Here is a 21,282-nt window from a genome sequence, read left to right on the forward strand (position 1 = left end):
ACTTCCCGGTAATCGGGCGAATCGTTTTCAGCAGAGGCCAGGTATGAGCGTCGTCGCAGGTGTGTTCGGTGCCTTGCCACCGCACCGCTACAGCCAGAGCGAGATCACTGACCAGCTCGTCCAGTTCCCGGTGTTGAAGGAACACGAGGACATCGTCCGCCGTCTGCACGCCGGGGCAAAGGTCAACAGCCGCCACCTGGTACTGCCCCTCGAGCGGTACCTCACGCTGACCGAGTTCACCGAGACGAACGAGATATTCATCGAAAACGCCGTCGACCTCGGCTGCGAGGCGTTGCTGGGCGCTCTGGACGAGGCGGGGCTGCAGCGCGAAGACGTCGACATGATCGCCACCACGACCGTCACCGGCGTTGCGGTGCCGTCGCTGGATGCCCGCATCGCCGGACGAATTGGGCTGCGCCCGGATGTGCGCCGGGTGCCGCTGTTCGGGCTCGGCTGCGCGGCCGGTGCGGCGGGGCTGGCCACCGTGCACAACTACCTGCGGGGTGCACCGGACGGCGTCGCGGTCCTGGTGTCGATCGAGCTGTGCTCGCTGACCTTTCCCACGGTCAAGCCGACCGTCTCGGGGCTGGTCTCGACCGCGATGTTCGGCGATGGGGCCGCCGCGGTGGTCGCCGTCGGCGATCGTCGCGCCGAACAAGACCGGCAGCTACGGCCCAGTGGGCCCGACATCGTCGATTCGCGCAGCCGCCTCTACCCGGAATCGCTGCACATGATGGCGTGGAACGTCGGCCCCGGCGGCCTACAGCCCGTGTTCTCGCCGGAGCTCGCCACGCTCATCGAGGCGCATCTGGCCGACGATGTCGATCGATTCCTCACCGGACACGGGATGACCAGGGGTGACATCGAAGCGTGGGTGGCTCACCCGGGCGGCCCCAAGGTGATCGGTGCGATCGGCAAGAGCCTCGACCTGCCCCCGGAGGCGCTCGAGTTGACCTGGCGCTCGCTGGGTGAGATCGCCAACCTCTCGTCGGCCTCGGTGCTGCACGTCCTGCGCGACACCATCGCCAAGCCGCCGGCCAGTGGCAGCCCGGGGCTGATCGTCGCGATGGGCCCCGGATTCTCCTCCGAACTCGTGCTACTGCGCTGGCACTGAATCGGCGATCTCGACGACCAGGCCCGGTGTGGGACTCAGCGCGGCGAGGTTGGCGGCGCGGATTCGCTGAGCGGGCAATCGTAGCTTCGTTCGGGCGACCAGCCGGGCAAGCATGACCGTCATCTCGGTCGTGGCCATCAGCGCGCCCAGCTGAACGCGTCCGCGTTGGCAAACACGAACTTGTTCGCCTCGGGTCCAAGCAGATAGGTGTAGCCGTGCCGGCCGAAACCGGACTTGACCACCGGGCCCCGCAGCCGGTACAGGGCCAGCAATCCATCGCCGGGCAGATACGGAATCGGTTGGTGCCGTTGCTTCCTCATCGAAATCATTCGACCATTTCCGAGAGCTCCAGCCAGCGGCTCTCCAGCGTGCCGACCTCGCCTTCCAGCGCGCGTAGCTCGCCGGTCAGCCCGGCGATGCCGACGTGGTCGGACTGGTCATGGTCGGCGAGTTCGACGTGTTTGGCCGCAATCCGATCCGCCAGCCGGGCCAGCTGGCGGTCCAGCGAGGCCAGCTCCTTTTCCGCGGCGCGACGCTGCGCACCCGACATCGCCTCGGGTTCGGGGTTTGCGCGCGGTGGGTCCGCGGCGCCCGCGGACCGGGCGGCCAACCGCAGGTACTCGTCGACACCACCCGGAAGGTGGCGCAATCGGCCGTCGAGAATCGCGTACTGCTGATCGGTGATCCGTTCCAGCAGATAACGGTCGTGCGAGACGACGATCAGGGTGCCCGGCCAGGAGTCGAGCAAATCCTCGGTCGCGGTCAGCATGTCGGTGTCCACGTCGTTGGTGGGCTCGTCGAGGAGCAGGACGTTCGGCTCGGACAACAGCGTGAGCATCAGCTGCAGGCGCCGCCGCTGCCCGCCGGACAGCTCGCCGACGCGCGCCGAGAGCTCGGTGAAGCCGAGTCGCTCCAGCAGCTGGGCCGGGGTGACCTCGCGTCCCTCGACCTCATACCCGCCGCGGAGGCGGCCCAGCACGTCGGCGATCCGGTCACCGGCGATGTCGGCCAGCCGGTCGCCCTGCTGATCGAGCACCGCGAGCTGGACGGTCTTGCCGCGCTTGACGCGCCCGGCGTCCGGCGCAATGGTCCCGGCGATCAAGCCCAGCAGCGTCGACTTGCCCGCGCCGTTGGCCCCGACGATGCCGGTCCGTTCGCCCGGGGCGATCCGCCATTCGACGTCGCGCAACACCGGGCGACCGTCGAAGGAGACCGACACGTCGAGCAGGTCGATCACGTCCTTGCCGAGCCGGGCCGTCGCCAGCTTCGCGAGCTCGACGGTGTTGCGTAGCGGCGGCACGTCGGCGATCAGCTGGTTGGCGGCGTCGATCCGGAACTTCGGCTTGGACGTCCGCGCCGGCGGCCCGCGGCGCAGCCAGGCCAGCTCTTTGCGCATCAGGTTCTGCCGCTTGGCCTCCGCCGAGGCGGCCTGGCGGTCCCGCTCGACGCGCTGCAGCACATATGCGGCGTAGCCGCCCTCGAAGGGTTCGACGATGCCGTCGTGCACCTCCCACGTCGTGGCGGCGACTTCGTCGAGGAACCAGCGGTCGTGAGTCACCACGAGCAGCCCGCCGGTGTTGCGCGCCCATCGCTGCTGCAGGTGGCCGGCCAGCCAGGTGATGCCCTCGATGTCCAGGTGGTTGGTGGGCTCGTCGAGGGCGATGACGTCCCACTCGCCGATCAGCAGTTTGGCCAACTGCACCCGTCGTCGTTGCCCTCCGCTGAGAGTGGAAATCGTTGCATCCCACGCGATATCGGCTACCAGTCCGCCGACCACATCGCGGATCCGCGGGTCGCCGGCCCACTGATGCTCGGCCTGGTCGCCGACCAGCGTCCAGCCGACGGTGTGTTCCGGGTCCAGGGTGTCTGCCTGGCTGAGCGCGCTGACCCGTAGGCCGCTGCGCTGGGTGACCCGCCCGGAATCGGGCCGCAGCTGACCGGTCAGCAGACGTAACAGGCTGGACTTGCCGTCCCCGTTGCGCCCCACGATGCCGATGCGCGCGCCGTCGTTGACCCCGAGTGAGATCGAGTCGAATACCACTTGAGTCGGGTATTCCAGGTGAACGGCCTCGGCCCCCAGTAGGTGCGCCACCGGGCCGACGCTAGCAAGAGTGTCGGACCCCGCGCCTATCATCGAAAGTATGTTCGATAACGGACGGTCACGGGAACTGGTTGACCGGATGTCTGCCGCCTGGCGGCTCGAGGCGCAGGCTGCGGCCGACCGGCTGGACGCGATCGGAGAGTTGTTCGAGCTGCGCCGGGCCGAATACGACGAGCATCAGGACTGGGCGGTCGATACCTGGGCGGCGGTGGGCGCCGAGATCGCGGCGGCGTTTCGGATCAGTCTGGCGATGGCCGGCAGCTATCTGCGCTACGCATTGGCCATGCGTGAGCGGGTGCCGCGGGTGGCCGAGGCGTTTCGGGCCGGCGATCTCGATTACCGGCTATTCCAAACGATCGTGTACCGCACCGATCTGATCACCGATGCGGCGGTGTTGGCTCGGGTCGATGCGCAGCTGGCCGTGCGGGCGACGCGCTGGCCGTCGATGACCCGCGGACGGCTGGCCGGCGAGATCGACCGAATCGTGGCCATCGCCGATGCCGATGCGGTGCGCCGGCACCGCGAGCGCATGGCTGAGCGCGAGGTGTCGATCTGGGAATCCGAGGGCGGCATCTCCGAGGTGCACGGCCGCCTGTTCACCACCGACGCCACGCTGCTGGACAAGCGCCTGGACGCGTTGGCGGACACGGTGTGTGGCGGCGACCCGCGAACTCGAGATCAGCGGCGGGCTGATGCGCTGGGTGTGCTGGCCGGCGGTGGTGATCGGCTGGGTTGCCGGTGCCGCGACGCCGAGTGCGCCGCGGGTGCGCGTCGCGCCGGATCGGTGGTCATTCATGTGATCGCCGACCAAGCCGCCGTCGAGGGCCGCGGCGCCAAACCGGCGTCGGTGGTGGCAGCGGACGGGCTGATCCCCGCCTCGGTGCTGGCCGAGTTGGCGAAGTCCGCGCCCTTGCGGCCGCTGATCAGGCCGGTCGACGCCGAGCCGCAGTACATCCCGTCGGCGGGGCTGGCCGCTTACGTGCGGGCACGCGACCTGACGTGCCGGGCGCCGGGTTGTGATCGACCCGCCACCGAAAGCGACCTCGACCACACCGTCCCGTACGACGACGGGGGAGCCACACACCCGTCGAACCTGAAGTGTCTGTGCCGAACCCATCATCTGCTCAAGACGTTCTGGGGCTGGCGCGATCAGCAGCTGCCCGACGGCACGGTGATCTGGACACTGCCGGACGGGCACATCTATGTCACCACCCCCGGCAGCGCGCTGCTCTTCACGAGCCTGTGCGTACCTACCGGCGACTTGCCCGGCGCCGACCCGGCCGGCGTTGACCGCTGCGGCGACAGAACAGTGATGATGCCGCTGCGCACGAGCACTCGCTCGCAGAACCGGGTCGCCCACATTGCCGCCGAACGCCGACACAACCAGCAGGTCCGCCAGGCTGCATACCGACAACCCCAACCGGCCTACTCCGGTCTCGCCCCACCGCCCGACAGCGACGACGAGACGCCGCCCTTCTGACGCGGTTTGTGCCACCCCGCGGGCAAACACCCTGACCAGAACCGCTGTGGGGGTCGATGTGCCATGATGTCCAAGCTGTCGAGAGTGGGGAGCAGCGGTGGATCTGAATTTGTCGATGATCACGCGGCCGGTGGAACGACTGGTCGCGACGGCGCAGAACGGCCTGGAGGTCTTACGGCTGGGGGGCCTGGAGACCGGCACCGTTCCGTCGCCGTCACAGATCGTCGAGAGCGTGCCGATGTACAAGCTTCGGCGCTACTTTCCGCCCGACAACCGGCCCGGACAGCGGCCGGTCGGCCCGCCGGTGCTGATGGTGCACCCGATGATGATGTCGGCTGACATGTGGGACGTCACCCGCGAAGACGGCGCCGTCGGCATCCTGCACTCCCACGGGCTGGACTGCTGGGTCATCGACTTCGGTTCGCCCGACAAGGTCGAGGGCGGTATGCGCCGCAACCTGGCCGACCACATCGTTGCGCTCAGTGACGCCATCGACACGGTGAAGGACTCCACCGGCAGCGATGTGCACCTGGTCGGGTATTCGCAGGGCGGGATGTGGTGTTATCAGGTCGCCGCCTACCGGCGTTCGAAAGCCCTCGCCAGCATCGTGACCTTCGGTTCGCCCGTGGATACCCTGGCGGCCCTGCCGATGGGCATCCCGGCAAACTTTGCCCCGCCGGTCGCCAATTTCATGGCCGACCACGTCTTCAGCCGGTTGGCCATCCCGGGCTGGATGGCGCGGGCCGGCTTCCAGATGCTCGACCCGCTCAAGACCGCCAAGGCTCGGGTCGACTTCGTGCGTCAGCTGCACGACCGCGAGGCATTGCTGCCCCGCGAACAGCAGCGCAGGTTCCTCGAGCGTGAGGGGTGGATCGCCTGGTCCGGCCCGGCGATCTCCGAGCTGCTCAAGCAGTTCATCGCCCACAACCGGATGATGACCGGCGGTTTCGCCGTCAACGGGCAGATGGTCACGCTCACCGACATCACCTGTCCGGTGCTGGCGTTCGTCGGCGAGGTCGACGACATCGGCCAGCCGGCATCGGTGCGCGGCATCCGGCGCGCTGCGCCCAACGCCGAGGTCTACGAATCCCGGATCAGGACAGGGCATTTCGGCCTCGTCGTCGGATCCAAAGCGGCAGAACAGGGTTGGCCCACCGTCGCCGCGTGGATCGAATGGCTCGCTGCCGGCGGCGACAAGCCGTCCGGCATCGACCTGATGGCCGATCAGCCAGAAGAACACACCGACAGCGGCGTCGCATTGAGTTCGCGGCTCACCCACGGCATCGGTGAGGCATCGGGGGCGGCGCTGGGGCTGGTGCGCGGGGCGGCCGACGCGGTCGTCGCGGCCAACAAATCCATGCGGACCCTGGCCGTGGAGACCGCGCGCACGCTGCCCCGATTGGCCCGGCTCGGGCAGATCAACGATCACACACGAATCTCGTTGGGCCGCATCATCAGTGAGCAGGCCGGCAACGCCCCGCGGGGCGAGTTCCTGCTGTTCGACGGCAGGGTGCACACCTACGAGGCGGTCGACCGGCGGATCAACAACGTCGTGCGCGGCCTGATTCAGGTCGGCGTCCGGCAGGGCGACCGGGTCGGCGTCCTGATGGAGACCCGGCCCAGTGCCCTGGTCGCGATCGCCGCGCTGTCCCGGCTCGGCGCGGTCGCCGTGGTGATGCACCCAGAAGCCGATCTGACCGCATCGGTCCGGCTCGGGCGGGTCACCGAGATTCTGACCGACCCCACCAACCTGGAGGCCGCCCGCCAATGGCCGGGACAGGTGCTGGTGCTCGGCGGCGGTGAGACGCGCAACCTGGACCTGCCCGACGACGGCAACGTCATCGACATGGAGCAGATCGACCCGGACGCTGTCGAGCTGCCCGCCTGGTACCGGCCCAACCCGGGGCTGGCCCGCGACCTGGCGTTCATCGCGTTCAGCGCGGCCGGTGGCGAGCTGGTCGCCAAGCAGATCACCAACTACCGATGGGCCGTGTCGGCCTTCGGGACCGCATCGACGGCGGTGCTGGACCGCCGCGACACCGTCTACTGCCTGACACCGCTGCACCACGAGTCCGCGCTGCTGGTCGCCCTCGGCGGCGCGGTCGTCGGCGGAACCCGCATCGCACTGTCGCGCGGCCTGCAGGCCGACCGGTTCGTCCACGAGATACGGCAGTACGGCGTCACGGTGGTCTCTTACACGTGGGCGATGCTCCGCGAGATCGTCGACGATCCCGCCTTCGTGCTGCACGGCAATCATCCGGTGCGACTGTTCATCGGCTCGGGTATGCCCACCGGGTTGTGGGAGCGGGTCATCGATGCGTTCGCGCCGGCTCGCGTCGTCGAGTTCTTCGCCACCACGGACGGGCAGGCGGTGCTGGCCAACGTGTCCGGCGCCAAGATCGGCAGCAAGGGCCGGCCCCTGCCCGGCGCCGGGCGTGTCGAGCTCGGTGCCTACGACACCGAACACGACCTGATCCTGGAAGACGACCGGGGCTTCGTCCAGGTCGCCGAGGCCAACCAGGTCGGTGTGTTGCTCGCGGCATCCAACGGCCCGATCGACCCGACGGCGTCGGTCAAACGCGGGGTGTTCGCGCCCGGCGACACCTGGATCTCCACCGAGAACCTGTTCCGCCGTGACGAGGACGGGGACTACTGGTTGCTGGGCAGTCGCGGCTCGGTGGTGCACACCGCGCGCGGATTGGTCTATTCCGATGCGGTCACCGATGCGCTTGGACTGATCAACGGCGTGGATCTCGCGGTGACCTACAACGTGCCGTTCCGCAACTTCGAGGTGGCAGTGTCGGCGGTGACGCTGCTGCCGGGAGCCGGCATCACCGCGGCGGATCTGACCGAAGCCGTCGCAGAATTGCCGGTCGGGCTGGGGCCTGACATCGTTTGCGTGGTGCCGGAGATGACGCTCAGCGCGACCTACCGTCCGACGGTCAGCGCGCTGCGCGCGGCCGGGATTCCCAAATCCGGGCGCCACGCCTGGTATTTCGATACCGCCAGCGATCAGTACCGCAAGCTGACTCCGGCGGTGCGGGCCGAGCTGAGCGCCACGTATCGAGGCACCGATGGTTGACGACACCCTGCTGAGCATTCTGGTGTGCCCCGAGGACCGGGGCCCGCTGCTGCTCGTGGACGACGAACTGCTCTACAACCCGCGACTGCGCCGCGCCTACCGCATCGAGGACGGCATCCCGGTGCTGTTGATCGACGAGGCGCGCGATGTCGACGACGACGAGCACGCCCGCCTCATGGAACGAGCCCGTCCGGCAGCTCCCCGGTGAGGTAGCGCTGCAGATTCGGTGCGATGGTCGCGGCGACCCGCTCGGCCGGCAGCGACGCGAACGGCTCGAGTTCCAGGATGTAGCGGGCCATCACCACGCCGACCATCTGCGACGCGACGAATTGGATGCGGATGACCCCGCTTCCCGGGGGATTGTCGACGCGGCTGCCGACCTCGACGGCGATCACCTCTTGAATGAAGGACCGGAACAGGTTGACCTCCGACCCGGCCACGATGGACCGCAGCGCGGCGATGAACCCGGCGCCCAGTTCGGAATCCCAGAGCGGCAACAACATTGACGGCAGTTTGTGGCCGATCTCCTCGACGGGAATTTCGCGCAACGGGCCGATGATGTCCATCGGATCGATCGGAATGCGCACCGCCGCGGCGAACAGCTTCTCCTTGGTGCCGAAGTAGTGATGCACCAATGCCGAATCGACGCCGGCCGCGGTCGCCACAGCACGAATCGATGTATGTCCAATGCCGTTGCGTGCGAACAATTCTCGTGCACTAGCCAGGATGCGTTCGCGGGTGTCGGAGTTTCCGGCCGGCCGGCCGGGCCGGCGGCGCCCGGTGTTGGCGGCCGTCACGTTATGGCGTCCGGCGCCGCAGTGTCGCCGCGGCCAGGCACAGCGCCGCGAACGCAGAACCCGCCACGACGACGATGTCGCGCACCGCGGTACCGGTCAGTTCGGTATGCGAACTCACCTGTTGCAGCGCCTCCAGCGCGTAGCTGGCCGGCATGACGTTGCTGATCCATTGCAGCCAGTCTGGCATTAGCGCGCGCGGGACGATGATCCCGGCCAGCAGCAGCTGTGGCACCATCACCAGCGGAATGAACTGCACGGCTTGAAACTCGGTGCGGGCGAACGCACTACACAGCAGGCCCAGGCCGACACCGAGGACCGCGTTGACGATCGCGATCAGGAACACCCACACCCAGCCTCCCGCCGTGTCGAAGCCGAGGAACCAGAACGACACAATGCATGCCAGTGACGCTTGCGCCGCCGCGGCGATCGAGAAGGCGCTGCCGTAGGCGATCAGCAGGTCGAGCCGGCGCAGGGGAGTGGTCAGAATTCGCTCCAACGTCCCCGAGGCGCGTTCACGCTGCATCGTGATCGCCGTGATGATGAACATCACGAACAGCGGGAAGAGGCCGAGCAGGATCAGGCAGGCATTGTTGAACGGCGACGGCGTGCCCGGGAGGTGCCGGGCGTTGTGAAACATGAAGTACATCAACGTGATCACCAGGATCGGCACCGCGAGGATCATCGCGACGCTGCGGTGGTCGGCGACCAGCTGGCGCAGAATCCGCGTCGTGGTGGCCGTGTACCCGTCGATGCTCATTCTGCTTTGGGGCCGGCTGGCTGCATGGTGCGCTTGATGATGGACAGAAACGCGTCCTCCAGTGACGTGCATCCGGTGTCCTCTCGTAGCTGGGTCGGCGTGGTGTGGGCGACCAAGTTCCCCTCGCGCATCAGCAACAGGTCGCCGCAGTGGTCGGCTTCGTCCATCACATGGCTGGAGACCAGCAAGGTGGTTCCGGCGCGGGCCAGGTCGGTGAACTGCTCCCAGAGGTCGGCGCGGAGCACGGGGTCCAGCCCGACCGTGGGCTCGTCGAGCACCAGCAGATCCGGTTTACAGACCAGCGCGCAGGCCAGCGAAACTCTGGTGCGTTGGCCGCCGGAGAGGTTGGCGCAGAGCGCGGTCCGGTGATCGGTCAGCCCGACCCGCTCGATCGCGGAGTCGGCGGCGTGGCTGTCGAAGCCGTAGAGCGCCGCGAAGTAGCGAACGTTGTCCACGACCCGCAGGTCGTTGTAGATGGTCGGATCCTGGGGCAGGTAGCCGACGTGGCGGCGCAGCTCGGGGGAGCCGGCGGGTTTACCCAGCACCGTGACGGTGCCCGACGTGACGATCTGGGTGCCGACGATGCACCGGATCAGCGTGGTCTTGCCGCAGCCGGACGGGCCGAGCAGGCCGGTGATGCTGCCCCGCGCGATCTGCACCGAGAAGTCGTGCAGTGCGGGGCGTTTGCCACGGATTACCCGCAGCTGCGCGACGTCGACGGCCGGCTCGCTGCCATTCGAGATTAATTCATCACGAGATGAAATCATCATGTGATGAATATCCGCCCTCGGTGCGGAGCTGTCAAGGGGCGCGACGCCGGAGCGCGGACCACTTGGTGGATTTCAGATCCGATATCGCCGGCGATATTGCAAACGGGGATGACCGTGGGGTCAGTCGACGAGGTTGATGTGACTCATGTGATTGCGAGCTGGCAGCTCGCGCTCAGTCAGCTCGGGGAGCCCGGACGCGGCAGATGTCCCTGCACACCCTCGGCGTAGGCGGTTTCGGCGTGCTGGGTGAAGTCGACACCGGTGGTCTCATCCTCGGCGCTGACGCGGAAACCCATCACCCGATCGATCGCCTTCGCCAAAAAGAACGACACGGTGAACGCGTAGACCGCGACGACGACGATCGCGAGCGTCTGCTTGCCCAGCTGGCCGAAGCCGCCGCCATAGAAGAGGCCCTGCGGACCCGACGTCATGACCGCGGTGGCCAGCAGGCCGATCAGGGACACGCCTACCACGCCGCCCACGAAGTGCACACCGACCACGTCGAGCGAATCGTCATAGTTGAAGCGGAATTTCGCGGCGATCGCGAACGAGCACACCACACCGGCCGCGAGGCCCACGACCGTCGCGCCCAGGGTGTTGACGGTGCCGCAGGACGGCGTGATCGCCACCAGGCCGGCGACCACGCCGGACGCCGCACCGAACGTCGTGGGCCTGCCGTCGCGGATCTGCTCGACGGCCAGCCAGCCGAGCATGCCGAGGCAGCCCGCAACGAGCGTGTTGAGGAAGATGGCCGCGGCGGTTCCATTGGCGGCCAGGGCCGAACCGGCGTTGAACCCGAACCAGCCGAACCACAGCAGCCCGACACCCAGCAAGACCAACGGCAGGTTGTGCGGGCGCATCGCTTCTTTCTTGAAGCCGATCCGGGGTCCCAGCACCAGCGCCAGCGCCAGCGCCGAAGAGCCCGAGACGATCTCGACGACCAAACCGCCCGCATAGTCGAGTACGCCCATCTTTGCCAGCCAGCCGCCGGGGCCCCACACCCAGTGCGCGACAACCGAATACACCACGATCGCCCAGACCGGGACGAACGCCATCCAGGCGGCGAACTTGGCGCGGTCGGCGATAGCGCCGCTGACCAGGGCCGCGGTGATGATCGCGAACGTCAACTGGAAGGTGGCATAGAGCAATTCGGGAACAGTGCCGTGGGTGGTGTCGGGGGTGATGCCGAGCATCCCGAGATGGCCGAGGCCACCGACGAACCCGCCGGTGCCGCCTTCGGAGAAGGCGATCGTGTAACCGACCAACAGCCACGCCACCGTCACGAGCGGGATCGAGATGAAGCTCATCATGATCATGTTGAGCACCCCGGTCGTGCGGACCATGCCGCCGTAGAAGATCGCCAGGCCGGGGGTCATCAGTAGGACCAGTGCGGTGCTGGCCAGCAGCCACGCCGTGGCGGCGGGGTCGATCGCATGCATTTTTGGGCTCCTTTGCCACGCGGCAACCGGGAGTTTGCCATGTTTGTGGTCCCGGTAGGTTCGGTGGGTGGGTGCGGACCAGCTGGTAGTCGACCCGGTCGCGGCCGCGCACCGGTTGCTCGGTGCCACCCTCACCGGCCGCGATGTGAGCGGAATCGTCGTCGAGGTCGAGGCCTACGGAGGGGTTCCCGACGGGCCCTGGCCGGACGCGGCGGCGCACTCCTACCGAGGGCGCAGCGGTCGCAACGGGGTGATGTTCGGGCCCCCGGGACGGCTGTACACCTACCTCAGCCACGGGATTCACACCTGCGCCAATGTCTCGTGCGGACCCGACGGCACGGCGGCCGCCGTGCTGCTGCGCGCCGCCGTCATCGAGGACGGCATCGACATTGCCCAGGCGCGGCGCGGTCCGGCCGTCCGCACCGTCGCGCTCGCGCGTGGTCCGGGAAACCTGTGCTCAGCGTTGGGAATTACGATGTCGGACAACGGGATTGACCTGTTCGACGCGGATAGTCCGGTGACGCTGACGCTGAATGCGGCCGACGGCGGCATAGCGGGTCCACGGGTTGGGGTCAGCCAGGCCGCCGACCGGCCGTGGCGACTGTGGCTTGCCGGCCGACCGGAGGTCTCGGCGTATCGGCGAAGTCCGCGGGCACCTGCCCCCGGTGCCAGCGACTAGCCTCTTACCCGTGATCCTCGACGAGCTGGGCTGGCGTGGGCTGATCGCGCAGTCCACCGACCTCGATGCCCTGGCCGCCGAAGTGCAGCGCGGACCGCTGACGGTGTACGCCGGGTTCGACCCCACCGCGCCGAGCTTGCACGCGGGGCATCTGGTGCCGCTGCTGGCATTGCGGCGCTTTCAGCGGGCCGGCCATCGTCCGATCGTCCTGGCGGGCGGCGCCACCGGCATGATCGGGGACCCGCGTGAGGTCGGCGAGCGCAGTCTGCATCAGGCGGGCACCGTCGCCGAGTGGACCGAACGGATTCGCGGACAGCTGGAACGCTTCGTCGACTTCGACGACTCGCCCACCGGCGCGATCGTGGCCAACAACCTGGACTGGACGGGCCAGCTGTCCGCGATCGAGTTTCTGCGGGACCTCGGCAAGCACTTCTCGGTCAACGTAATGCTGGACCGCGACACCATCCGGCGACGGCTTGAGGGCGACGGGATCTCCTACACCGAGTTCAGTTACATGCTGCTGCAGGCCAACGACTATGTGGAATTGCACCAGCGCCACGGCTGTGCGCTGCAGATCGGCGGCTCGGATCAGTGGGGCAACATCATCGCCGGCGTTCGCCTGGTGCGCCAGAAACTCGGTGCGGCGGTGCATGCGCTCACGGTCCCGCTGGTGACGGCGGCCGACGGGACCAAGTTCGGCAAGTCCACCGGCGGCGGAAACTTGTGGCTGGACCCGCAGCTCACCACCCCATATGCCTGGTACCAGTACTTTGTCAACACCGCCGACGCCGACGTGATCCGTTACCTGCGGTGGTTCACGTTCTTGTCCGCCGACGAGCTGGCCGAGCTGGAACAGGTCACCGCCGAGCGTCCGCAACAACGTGCCGCCCAACGCCGGCTGGCGACCGAACTTACCGTTCTGGTGCACGGCGAGGAGGCCACCGCGGCCGTCGAGCACGCCAGCCGGGCGCTCTTCGGCCAAGGCGAGCTGGACCGCCTCGATGAGGCGACGTTGGCCGCGGCGCTGCGCGAGACCGCGCCGGAAGGGCAGGTCGCCGAGCTCAAACCCGGCGGTCCCGACGGGATCGTCGACCTGCTGGTGGCCAGCGGCCTGTCGGCCAGCAAGGGCGCCGCGCGGCGCACGATCGGCGAGGGTGGCGTTTACGTCAACAACGTTCGGGTCGACAGCGACGAATGGACCCCGCAGGCCGCGGATTTTCTGAACGGCCGGTGGCTGGTTCTGCGTCGCGGCAAGCGCAACATCGCCGGCATAGAAAGGGTCTAGAAAGGGTCTAGAGCTGGTATTCAGCGGGGATCTCGTCAATCGGAGGGGAAGCCGATATGAGGAGGGGAGCCTCGTTGGAAGGAGCGACGAGATCCCCGCTGTGACAACCAGTTTGCCCGGTTCGGCGGTCTGCGGCTATCCCACAACCGGTTGAATCGCGGGTGGATATTCGTCGTCCCCCATCCGGGGGACAACGTCACCGGCCGAGACCGCATCCGTAGCGTTAAAACTCTTGTGCACCAACATATTTAACGGTTAAGCTGATCCGACATCCGCAGTGGGTGCCCGGCGGCGGTGCATAGTGCACCCCGGGCTGTCAAGACGTTCGGACCAAAACGCCGTGGTATGCAAACCTTTACCTTGCCGTGCCCTGGACGTGACACTGGTTGGCCACTGTAGTCACAGTGATTTTGCGCGCGGCCACCGAACCATCGACAAGAAGCGAGAGATGACGGCGCAATCAATGGCGTACCAGTGGACAATAGGCGTCGGCGCGCAGGCGAAGGCCTTCGGGTTTATGGCGTTGACCGGGGCTTTAGTTGCCACGGCCTCGACGATGGCGGCCCCCATCCGTGCCGACATCACGGGTAACGCGTTCCTGTCGGCGCTGACCAATGCCGGTATCGCCGTCACGCAGCCCGCCACCGCGCTGGCGCAGGGGCAATCGGTCTGCCCGATGCTGGTCCAGCCCGGCGGGTCGTTCGATTCGGTCGTCTCGGAGATGGCAACCGGCAGTGGGATGACCGAGAAAAATGCGGGCATCTTCACGATCGTCGCGATCGCGACCTTCTGTCCTGCGATGATCGCCCCGTTAATCCCGGACCGGTTCAAGGCGTAGCGAGATCCCCAACCGGGTGCCCGTATCCTCTTCAGGAGGACGCGAGCAATCGAGGTGAACGAGACGCGTGGGCGACGACAGGCAGCGTCACAACGGCGAACGACGGCCGCGCTCGACGTCTGGGTGGTCGGGACCGGGCCGGGCCCGCCCGGCCCAGCCGCGGAACGCTACCGGCGGCGCCGATCGCCCTGCGGACAACGGGCCCGCGATACCGCCCGGGGTGGACGCCAAACAGCTGTCACCCGAAATCCGCGGTGAGCTGAGCACCTTGGACCGGACCACCGCCGACGCGGTGGCCCGCCACCTGGTCGCCGCGGGTGAACTGATGGACGAAGACCCGGAAGCCGCGCTGAACCACGCGCGTGCGGCCCGGGCCCGGTCCAGCAGGATCGCCGCCATTCGCGAGGCCGTCGGGATCGCGGCCTACCGCTGCGGCGATTGGGCCCAGGCACTGTCCGAATTGCGTGCCGCCCGCCGGATGGGCAGCAAGTCCTCGTTGCTTGCTCTGATCGCGGATTGTGAACGCGGCCTTGGCCGCCCGGAGCGGGCGATCGAACTGTCCCGCGGTGAAGAAGCGGCCCAGCTCAGCGGTGACGACGCCGACGAGCTGCGCATCGTGGTCGCCGGCGCCCGCGCCGATCTCGGGCAGCTCGAGCAGGCGCTGACCCTGTTGTCCACGCCGCAACTGGACCCGGGCCGCACCGGCTCGATGGCCGCGCGGTTGTTCTACGCCTACGCCGACACCCTGCTGGCGCTGGGCCGCAACGACGAAGCGCTGCAATGGTTCTTGCATTCCGCGGCCGCCGACACCGACGGCATCACCGATGCCGAAGACCGGGTCGGCGAGCTGGGCTCAAGAGACGAAAAGTGAAAAGCATTGCGCAGGAATATGATTGCCTGCTCATCGATCTGGACGGGACGGTGTTCCGCGGCCACCGTGCCACCGACGGCGCGGTGCAAACGCTCGACGAGGTGCGCAGCCGCAAGCTGTTCGTCACCAACAATGCCTCGCGCAGTGCCGACGAAGTAGCGGCGCACCTGCGCGACCTGGGCTTCACCGCCAGCAGCGACGACGTCGTCACCAGCGCCCAAAGCGCGGCCCACCTGCTTTCCGGTGAGCTGCCACCGGATGCGGCTGTGCTGATCGTCGGCACCGACTCACTGGCCAACGAAATCGCCGCCGTCGGACTGCGTCCCGTCCGCAGCTATGACGACAACCCCGTCGCCGTCGTCCAAGGTCTCTCGATGACGATCGGCTGGCCCGATCTCGCCGAGGCCGCACTGGCCATCCGGGCCGGTGCGTTATGGGTGGCGGCCAACGTCGACCCCACGCTGCCCACCGAGCGGGGCCTGCTGCCCGGCAACGGATCTCTGGTGGCGGCGCTGCGGGCGGCGACCGGCGCCGAGCCCAGGGTCGCCGGAAAGCCCGCCCCGACACTGCTCAACGATGCGGTCGCGCGCGGCGACTACCGCGCGCCGTTGGTGATCGGCGACCGGCTCGACACCGATATCGAGGGGGCCAATGCCGCCAAGTTGCCCAGCTTGATGGTGCTGACCGGGGTGAGCAGCGCGCGAGACGCGGTATATGCCATCCCGGCGCAGCGGCCCACCTACATCGGCCACGACCTGCGCGCGCTGCAACAGGACAGCGGCCCGCTTGCGGTCGGGCCGCAGCCCGGCTGGGCGGTCGACGTCGGCGATGGTGCCGTTACGGTCAGCGGTGAGGGTGCGCCGCAAGACGACGGGGACGGGCTCTCGATCGTGCGTGCTGTCGCCAGCGCGGTGTGGGGCGCCGAGTGCTCCGATTTCCAGGGGCAGCCGGCACGCATCCGGGCCGCCGACGACCGGGCCCGCGACGCGCTCGAGCGCTGGTCTCTCGTGCATCGGGACTAGCGGATGACTACCGTGGAACCGCAATGAATATCGATCCTGATCAGATTCGCGCCGATATCGACGCCCTGCTGGCGCAGCTGCCCGACCTGGCCGACCCGGAAAGCGGGGAGAACGGGCCGTCACTTGCCGAGCTGGAGGACATCGCACGTCGGCTTTCCGAGGCGCATGACGTGCTGCTGGCTGCGCTGGAATCGGCGGAGAAGGGCTGAGTGCGGGCATGGCACGACATGCCCGCGTCGACGCCGAGCTGGTGCGGCGCGGCCTCGCGCGATCCCGCCAGCAGGCCGTCGAGTTGATCGGCGCCGGGAAGGTCAGCATCGACGGCATGCCCGCGGTCAAACCCGGCACCGCCGTGGCCGTCACCGCGGCCCTAACCGTCGCCGACGACGGGGAACGCCGGTGGGTGTCGCGTGGGGCACACAAGCTGCTCGGTGCGCTCGGCGCCTTCGAGATCCCGGTCGCGGGACGCCGCTGCCTGGACGCCGGCGCGTCGACGGGCGGCTTCACCGAAGTCCTGCTGGATCGCGGGGCCGCCGAAGTAGTGGCCGCCGACGTGGGGTACGGTCAGCTGGCTTGGTCGCTGCGCTCCGACCCACGGGTGCGCGTCGTCGAGCGGACCAACGTCCGCGACCTGTCGCCCGAGGCGATCGGCGGCCGGGTCGACCTGGTGGTGGCTGACCTGTCGTTTATCTCCCTGTCGACCGTGTTGCCCGCGCTGGCTGGTTGCGCGTGGCCCGGCGCGGATATCGTTCCCATGGTGAAGCCGCAGTTTGAGGTGGGGAAGGGCCAAGTCGGTGCGGGCGGGGTCGTCCAGGACCCGGGATTGCGTGCCGACTCGGTGCTGTCCGTCGCGAGACGTGCCGCAGGGCTGGGCTGGCACACCGTCGACGTCACCGCCAGTCCACTGCCGGGACCGTCGGGCAACGTCGAGTACTTCCTGTGGCTGCGCGCCGATACCGACCGGGGGTTGACGGCCGGCGGGCTGGTAGATGCGGTGCACCGCGCGGTGGGTGAGGGTCCGCAATGACGGCCAAACGTACCGTCCTGCTGGTCGTGCACACCGGACGCGAAGAAGCCACCGAGACCGCTCGGCGTGTGCAGAAAGTGTTGAGCGACAACGGCGTCGGGCTTCGCGTGTTGTCCGCCGAGGCGGTCGATCGCGGGTCGCTGCACTTGTCTCCCGACGACGTGCGGGCGATGGGCGTCGAAATACAGGTGGTCGACGCCGAGCCCAGTGCGGCGGAAGGCTGCGAGCTGGTGCTGGCGCTCGGCGGCGACGGCACCTTCCTGCGCGCGGCCGAACTCGCCCGCAATGCCGGCATTCCGGTGCTGGGCATCAACCTGGGCCGCATCGGCTTTCTGGCCGAGGCCGAGGCGGAGGCCATCGACACGGTGCTGGAACATGTGGTCGCGCAGGACTACCGGGTAGAGGAGCGCCTGACCCTCGATATCGCGGTGCGCCACCGCGGGGAGGTCATCGATCAGGGGTGGGCGCTCAACGAGGCCAGCCTGGAAAAGGGCCCGCGGCTGGGCGTGCTTGGAGTGGTCGTCGAAATCGAGGGACGACCGGTGTCGACCTTCGGCTGCGACGGAATATTGGTGTCGACGCCGACCGGCTCGACCGCCTATGCGTTCTCCGCCGGTGGCCCGGTGCTATGGCCGGACCTCGAAGCAATCCTGGTGGTGCCCAACAACGCTCATGCGCTGTTCGGCCGGCCGATGGTCACCAGCCCGGATGCCACCATCGCGATCGAGATCGAGGCGAGTGGCAACGACGCCCTGGTGTTCTGCGACGGCCGCCGCGAGATGGTGCTACCCGCCGGCGGACGGCTCGAGGTGAAACGCTGTGGCACCGCGGTCAAATGGGCACGCCTGGACAGCGCACCGTTCACCGACCGGCTGGTGCGCAAGTTCCGGTTGCCCGTGACCGGTTGGCGCGGAAAGTAACGGCGCTGCAGCGGTGCTGACGCAATGCTGACCGAAATCCGCATCGAGTCGTTGGGTGCGATCAGCTCTGCCGTCGGGGAGTTCGACCGCGGCCTGACCGTGCTGACCGGCGAGACCGGCACCGGCAAGACCATGGTGGTGACGGGCCTGCACCTGCTCGGCGGTGCCCGCGCCGACGCGAATCGGGTGCGCTCGGGAGCCGAACGCGCGGTTGTCGAAGGTCGTTTCACCACAACCGATCTCGACGACGCGGCAATCGCGCAGCTGGATGAGATGCTGGACGCGTCGGGCGGGGAGCGTGACGAGGACGGTAGCGTGATCGCGCTGCGCTCGGTCAGCCGTGACGGACCGTCGCGTGCCTACCTCGGGGGCCGCAGCGTCCCCGCAAAGTCGTTGGGCGACTTCACGACCGAGTTGCTCACCTTGCACGGGCAGAACGACCAGCTGCGGCTGATGCGACCCGAGGAACAACGCGGCGCGCTGGACCGGTTCGCGAAGGCCGGCCCCGCGCTCGAGCGCTACCGCAAACTGCGCGACGCCTGGTTGTCGGCGCAGCGCGACCTGTTCGACCGCCGCAACCGCATGCGCGAACTCACCCTGGAGGCCGACCGGCTGACCTTCGCGCTCAACGAGATCGATGCCGTGGAGCCGCAACCCGGTGAGGATGATGCCCTGATCGCCGACGTGGTGCGGCTCTCCGAACTGGACACGCTGCGCGAAGCCGCGGCCGCCGCCCGTGCCGCGCTGTCGACCGAGGACCTTTCGGGCGGCAGCGCCGCCGACAGCCTGGGGCGGGCGAGGGCCGCACTGGAATCCACCGATGACGCCAAGCTGCAGGCGTTTGCCGGCCAGGTCAGCGAAGCGCTGACCGTCGTCATCGACGTGGCCCAAGAGCTCGGCGGCTACTTGGACGAGTTGCCGGTCGATGCCAGCGCGCTGGAGTCCAAGTTGTCCCGGCAAGCCGAGCTGCGCACGCTGACCCGCAAGTACGCCGCGGATGTCGACGGGGTGCTGCGGTGGGCGGCCGAATCGCGCGACCGGTTGGCCGCACTCGACGTCTCCGAGGAGGGGCTGGCGGCGCTGGAACGCCGCGCCGACCAGCTTGCCGCTGAATTATCGGACGCCGCAGTCGATCTCAGCAAGTGTCGCCGCAAGGCGGCCAAGCGGCTGGCCAAAGAGGTGACCGCGGAGCTGTCCGGGCTGGCGATGGCCGATGCCGAATTCACCATCGAGGTGCGCACCGACGTCGCGGCCGACAAGGATGATGCGGCCGTACTCACGCTGCCCTCCGGCGAGCTGGCGCGGGCCGGCAGCGATGGCGTCGACCAGGTTGAGTTCGGCTTCGCCGCGCACCGCGGCATGACGGTGCTGCCGCTGGCCAAGAGCGCATCCGGTGGCGAGCTGTCCCGGGTGATGCTCGCCCTGGAAGTGGTGCTAGCCGGGTCGCGCAATATTTCAAAGGGCACCACGATGGTGTTCGACGAGGTCGACGCGGGTGTCGGCGGCCGGGCCGCCGTCCAGATCGGCCGGCGACTCGCGCGGTTGGCGCGCACCCACCAGGTCATCGTGGTCACTCACTTGCCGCAGGTCGCGGCGTACGCCGACGTGCACCTGGTGGTGCATCCGGCCGGGCCGCGGGGGACCAGTGTGGTGCGCCGGGTCGTGAACGACGAGCGGGTCGCCGAGCTGGCGCGGATGCTGGCCGGGTTGGGCGAATCCGACAGCGGCCGGGCCCACGCCCGGGAACTGCTCGACGGCGCCCAGAATGATGCGATCTAGCGGTCGACACCCTGCGAGCGTCGGCCGAGACCATACCGGGATCCACCTGTTACGGATGTGACTCTAGGTAACTTCTGGGGCTGATGTTACGGCGCGCCTCCACGCCTGAGCCGCGCCCGGCGGACAGAATCCCCACATGAAGATGTCAGGGCTGCTTACACGTAATGCCTCCCGGCCGGGTCTGACCGGCACCGCTCGGGTGGACCGGAACATCGACCGCCTGCTGCGCAGGGTCTGCCCCGGTGACATCGTGGTGCTCGACGTCCTTGACCTGGATCGCATCACCGCCGAGGCGCTGGTGGAAGCCGACATCGCCGCCGTCGTCAATGCATCGCCGTCGGTCTCCGGCCGTTACCCGAACATGGGGCCGGAGGTGTTGGTCAACAACGGCGTGACCCTGATCGACGAGACCGGACCGGACATCTTCAAGAAGATCAAGGACGGCTCCAAGATTCGCCTGTATGAAGGCGGGGTGTACGCAGGCGAACGGCGACTGGTCCGCGGCACCGAGCGCACCGACCATGACATTGCCGACCTGATGCGCGAGGCCAAGAGCGGGCTGGCCGCCCACCTGGAGGCGTTCGCCGGCAACACCATTGAGTTCATCAAGAGTGAGAGCCCGCTCTTGATCGACGGAATCGGCATCCCCGACATCGACCTGGACCTGCGCCGCCGGCATGTGGTGATCGTCGCCGACGAGGACAGCGCCGCCGATGATCTGCGCTCGCTGAAACCGTTCATCAAGGAGTATCAGCCGGTGCTGATCGGTGTGGGCAGCGGCGCGGATGTGCTGCGCAAGGCGGGTTATCGCCCGCAGCTCATCGTCGGCGACCCGGAGCAGATCAGCACCGAAGCCCTCAAGTGCGGCGCGCACGTGGTGCTGCCGGCAGACGCCGACGGCCACGCACCGGGCCTGGAGCGGATCCAGGACCTCGGCGTCGGGGCGATGACGTTCCCGGCCGCGGGTTCGGCCGTCGATCTGGCCCTACTGCTGGCCGACCACCACGGCGCGGCGCTGCTGGTGACGGCCGGTCACACCGCCAACATCGAGACCTTCTTCGACCGGACGCGCACCCAGAGCAACCCGTCGACGTTCCTCACCAGGCTGCGGGTCGGCGAGAAGGTGGTCGACGCCAAGGCGGTCGCCACCCTGTACCGCAACCACATCTCGGGCGGCGCCGTCGCGCTGCTGGCGCTGACGATGCTGATCGCCGTCATCGTCGCGCTGTGGGTGTCGCGCACCGACGGCGTGGTGCTGCACTGGGTCACCGACTACTGGAACCACTTCTCGCTCTGGATTCAGCACCTGGTCACGTAGTCA

The 21,282-nt window shown here is 68.2% G+C and carries 19 protein-coding genes and 2 pseudogenes; 14 read left to right on the plus strand and 7 right to left on the minus strand.

Features of this window, described 5'->3' with window-relative positions; genetic code table 11:
• Positions 1-43: 43 nt before the first annotated feature.
• Positions 44-1,114 (plus strand): type III polyketide synthase, encoded by a 1,071-nt coding sequence (locus OK015_RS14190; RefSeq protein ID WP_268123683.1) that lies wholly within the window; start codon positions 44-46, stop codon positions 1,112-1,114.
• Here the strand turns inward: OK015_RS14190 and OK015_RS14195 are convergent.
• The 3 genes and pseudogenes from OK015_RS14195 to OK015_RS14205 form a co-directional block, all read right to left on the minus strand.
• Positions 1,097-1,264: pseudogene (locus tag OK015_RS14195) on the minus strand (cytochrome P450); the annotation flags it as partial. The gene OK015_RS14190 and the pseudogene OK015_RS14195 overlap by 18 nt on opposite strands.
• Positions 1,255-1,434: pseudogene (locus OK015_RS14200) on the minus strand (cytochrome P450); the annotation flags it as partial. The pseudogenes OK015_RS14200 and OK015_RS14195, both read right to left, overlap by 10 nt.
• 5 nt (positions 1,435-1,439) lie before the next feature.
• A complete protein-coding gene (locus OK015_RS14205) occupies positions 1,440-3,206 on the minus strand; it encodes an ABC-F family ATP-binding cassette domain-containing protein (protein ID WP_268123689.1) in 1,767 nt (588 codons plus the stop codon).
• 49 nt (positions 3,207-3,255) lie between these two features.
• Here OK015_RS14205 and OK015_RS14210 point away from each other — a divergent pair, with 49 nt between their 5' ends.
• The 3 genes from OK015_RS14210 to OK015_RS14220 all read left to right on the plus strand — a co-directional run bounded on the left by OK015_RS14210 (position 3,256) and on the right by OK015_RS14220 (position 7,985).
• Entirely contained in the window at positions 3,256-4,695 is a 1,440-nt protein-coding gene (locus OK015_RS14210) for an HNH endonuclease signature motif containing protein (RefSeq protein WP_268123690.1), read from the plus strand.
• A 115-nt stretch (positions 4,696-4,810) separates the two neighbouring features.
• Positions 4,811-7,777 (plus strand): acyl-CoA synthetase, encoded by a 2,967-nt coding sequence (locus OK015_RS14215; RefSeq protein ID WP_268132732.1) that lies wholly within the window; start codon positions 4,811-4,813, stop codon positions 7,775-7,777.
• Complete coding sequence (locus OK015_RS14220) at positions 7,770-7,985, plus strand: Trm112 family protein (RefSeq protein WP_268123691.1); 216 nt, start codon at positions 7,770-7,772, stop codon at positions 7,983-7,985. The genes OK015_RS14215 and OK015_RS14220 overlap by 8 nt, the downstream gene beginning before the upstream one ends.
• On the opposite strand, the gene OK015_RS14225 is transcribed toward OK015_RS14220, so the two are convergent.
• From OK015_RS14225 to OK015_RS14240, 4 genes are all read right to left on the minus strand, one after another.
• Positions 7,951-8,574 (minus strand): TetR/AcrR family transcriptional regulator, encoded by a 624-nt coding sequence (locus OK015_RS14225; RefSeq protein WP_268123692.1) that lies wholly within the window; start codon positions 8,572-8,574, stop codon positions 7,951-7,953. The two genes, OK015_RS14220 and OK015_RS14225, sit on opposite strands and share 35 nt — an antisense overlap.
• A 1-nt stretch (position 8,575) precedes the next feature.
• Entirely contained in the window at positions 8,576-9,331 is a 756-nt protein-coding gene (locus OK015_RS14230; RefSeq protein ID WP_268123693.1) for an ABC transporter permease, read from the minus strand.
• Positions 9,328-10,101, minus strand: coding sequence for an ABC transporter ATP-binding protein (locus OK015_RS14235; protein ID WP_268123694.1), 774 nt, complete (start codon positions 10,099-10,101; stop codon positions 9,328-9,330). Before OK015_RS14235 ends, OK015_RS14230 begins: the two co-directional genes overlap by 4 nt.
• Positions 10,102-10,277: 176 nt before the next feature.
• Positions 10,278-11,540: an ammonium transporter gene (locus OK015_RS14240; RefSeq protein ID WP_268123696.1), complete on the minus strand. Its 1,263-nt coding sequence runs from the start codon at positions 11,538-11,540 to the stop codon at positions 10,278-10,280.
• A 67-nt stretch (positions 11,541-11,607) separates the two neighbouring features.
• Between OK015_RS14240 and OK015_RS14245 the strand changes: the two genes are divergently transcribed.
• From OK015_RS14245 to steA, 10 genes are all read left to right on the plus strand, one after another.
• Positions 11,608-12,219 carry a DNA-3-methyladenine glycosylase gene (locus OK015_RS14245; protein ID WP_268123698.1) on the plus strand — a complete coding sequence of 204 codons (612 nt, stop codon included), beginning with the start codon at positions 11,608-11,610 and terminating at the stop codon, positions 12,217-12,219.
• A 10-nt stretch (positions 12,220-12,229) separates the two neighbouring features.
• Positions 12,230-13,504, plus strand: a complete 1,275-nt coding sequence (gene tyrS, locus OK015_RS14250) for a tyrosine--tRNA ligase (protein ID WP_442791109.1) — start codon at positions 12,230-12,232, stop codon at positions 13,502-13,504.
• 463 nt (positions 13,505-13,967) lie between these two features.
• Positions 13,968-14,342 carry a DUF732 domain-containing protein gene (locus OK015_RS14255; RefSeq protein WP_442791300.1) on the plus strand — a complete coding sequence of 125 codons (375 nt, stop codon included), beginning with the start codon at positions 13,968-13,970 and terminating at the stop codon, positions 14,340-14,342.
• 67 nt (positions 14,343-14,409) lie between these two features.
• On the plus strand, positions 14,410-15,213 hold the full coding sequence (locus OK015_RS14260) for a tetratricopeptide repeat protein (protein WP_268123702.1): 804 nt from the start codon (positions 14,410-14,412) through the stop codon (positions 15,211-15,213).
• Complete coding sequence (locus tag OK015_RS14265) at positions 15,210-16,235, plus strand: HAD-IIA family hydrolase (protein WP_268123704.1); 1,026 nt, start codon at positions 15,210-15,212, stop codon at positions 16,233-16,235. Before OK015_RS14260 ends, OK015_RS14265 begins: the two co-directional genes overlap by 4 nt.
• 23 nt (positions 16,236-16,258) lie before the next feature.
• The gene (locus OK015_RS14270) at positions 16,259-16,444 is read left to right on the plus strand and encodes a hypothetical protein (protein WP_268123706.1); all 186 of its coding nucleotides are present in this window, start codon (positions 16,259-16,261) and stop codon (positions 16,442-16,444) included.
• An 8-nt stretch (positions 16,445-16,452) separates the two neighbouring features.
• On the plus strand, positions 16,453-17,262 hold the full coding sequence (locus OK015_RS14275; RefSeq protein WP_268123708.1) for a TlyA family RNA methyltransferase: 810 nt from the start codon (positions 16,453-16,455) through the stop codon (positions 17,260-17,262).
• Positions 17,259-18,182: an NAD kinase gene (locus OK015_RS14280; RefSeq protein WP_268123710.1), complete on the plus strand. Its 924-nt coding sequence runs from the start codon at positions 17,259-17,261 to the stop codon at positions 18,180-18,182. Before OK015_RS14275 ends, OK015_RS14280 begins: the two co-directional genes overlap by 4 nt.
• 24 nt (positions 18,183-18,206) lie before the next feature.
• On the plus strand, positions 18,207-19,961 hold the full coding sequence (gene recN / locus OK015_RS14285; RefSeq protein ID WP_268123712.1) for a DNA repair protein RecN: 1,755 nt from the start codon (positions 18,207-18,209) through the stop codon (positions 19,959-19,961).
• Between the two features lie 136 nt (positions 19,962-20,097).
• Entirely contained in the window at positions 20,098-21,279 is a 1,182-nt protein-coding gene (gene steA, locus OK015_RS14290) for a putative cytokinetic ring protein SteA (protein WP_268123714.1), read from the plus strand.
• Positions 21,280-21,282: the final 3 nt, after the last annotated feature.

The sequence above is a fragment of the Mycobacterium sp. Aquia_216 genome (assembly GCF_026723865.1).
Lineage (GTDB): Bacteria > Actinomycetota > Actinomycetes > Mycobacteriales > Mycobacteriaceae > Mycobacterium.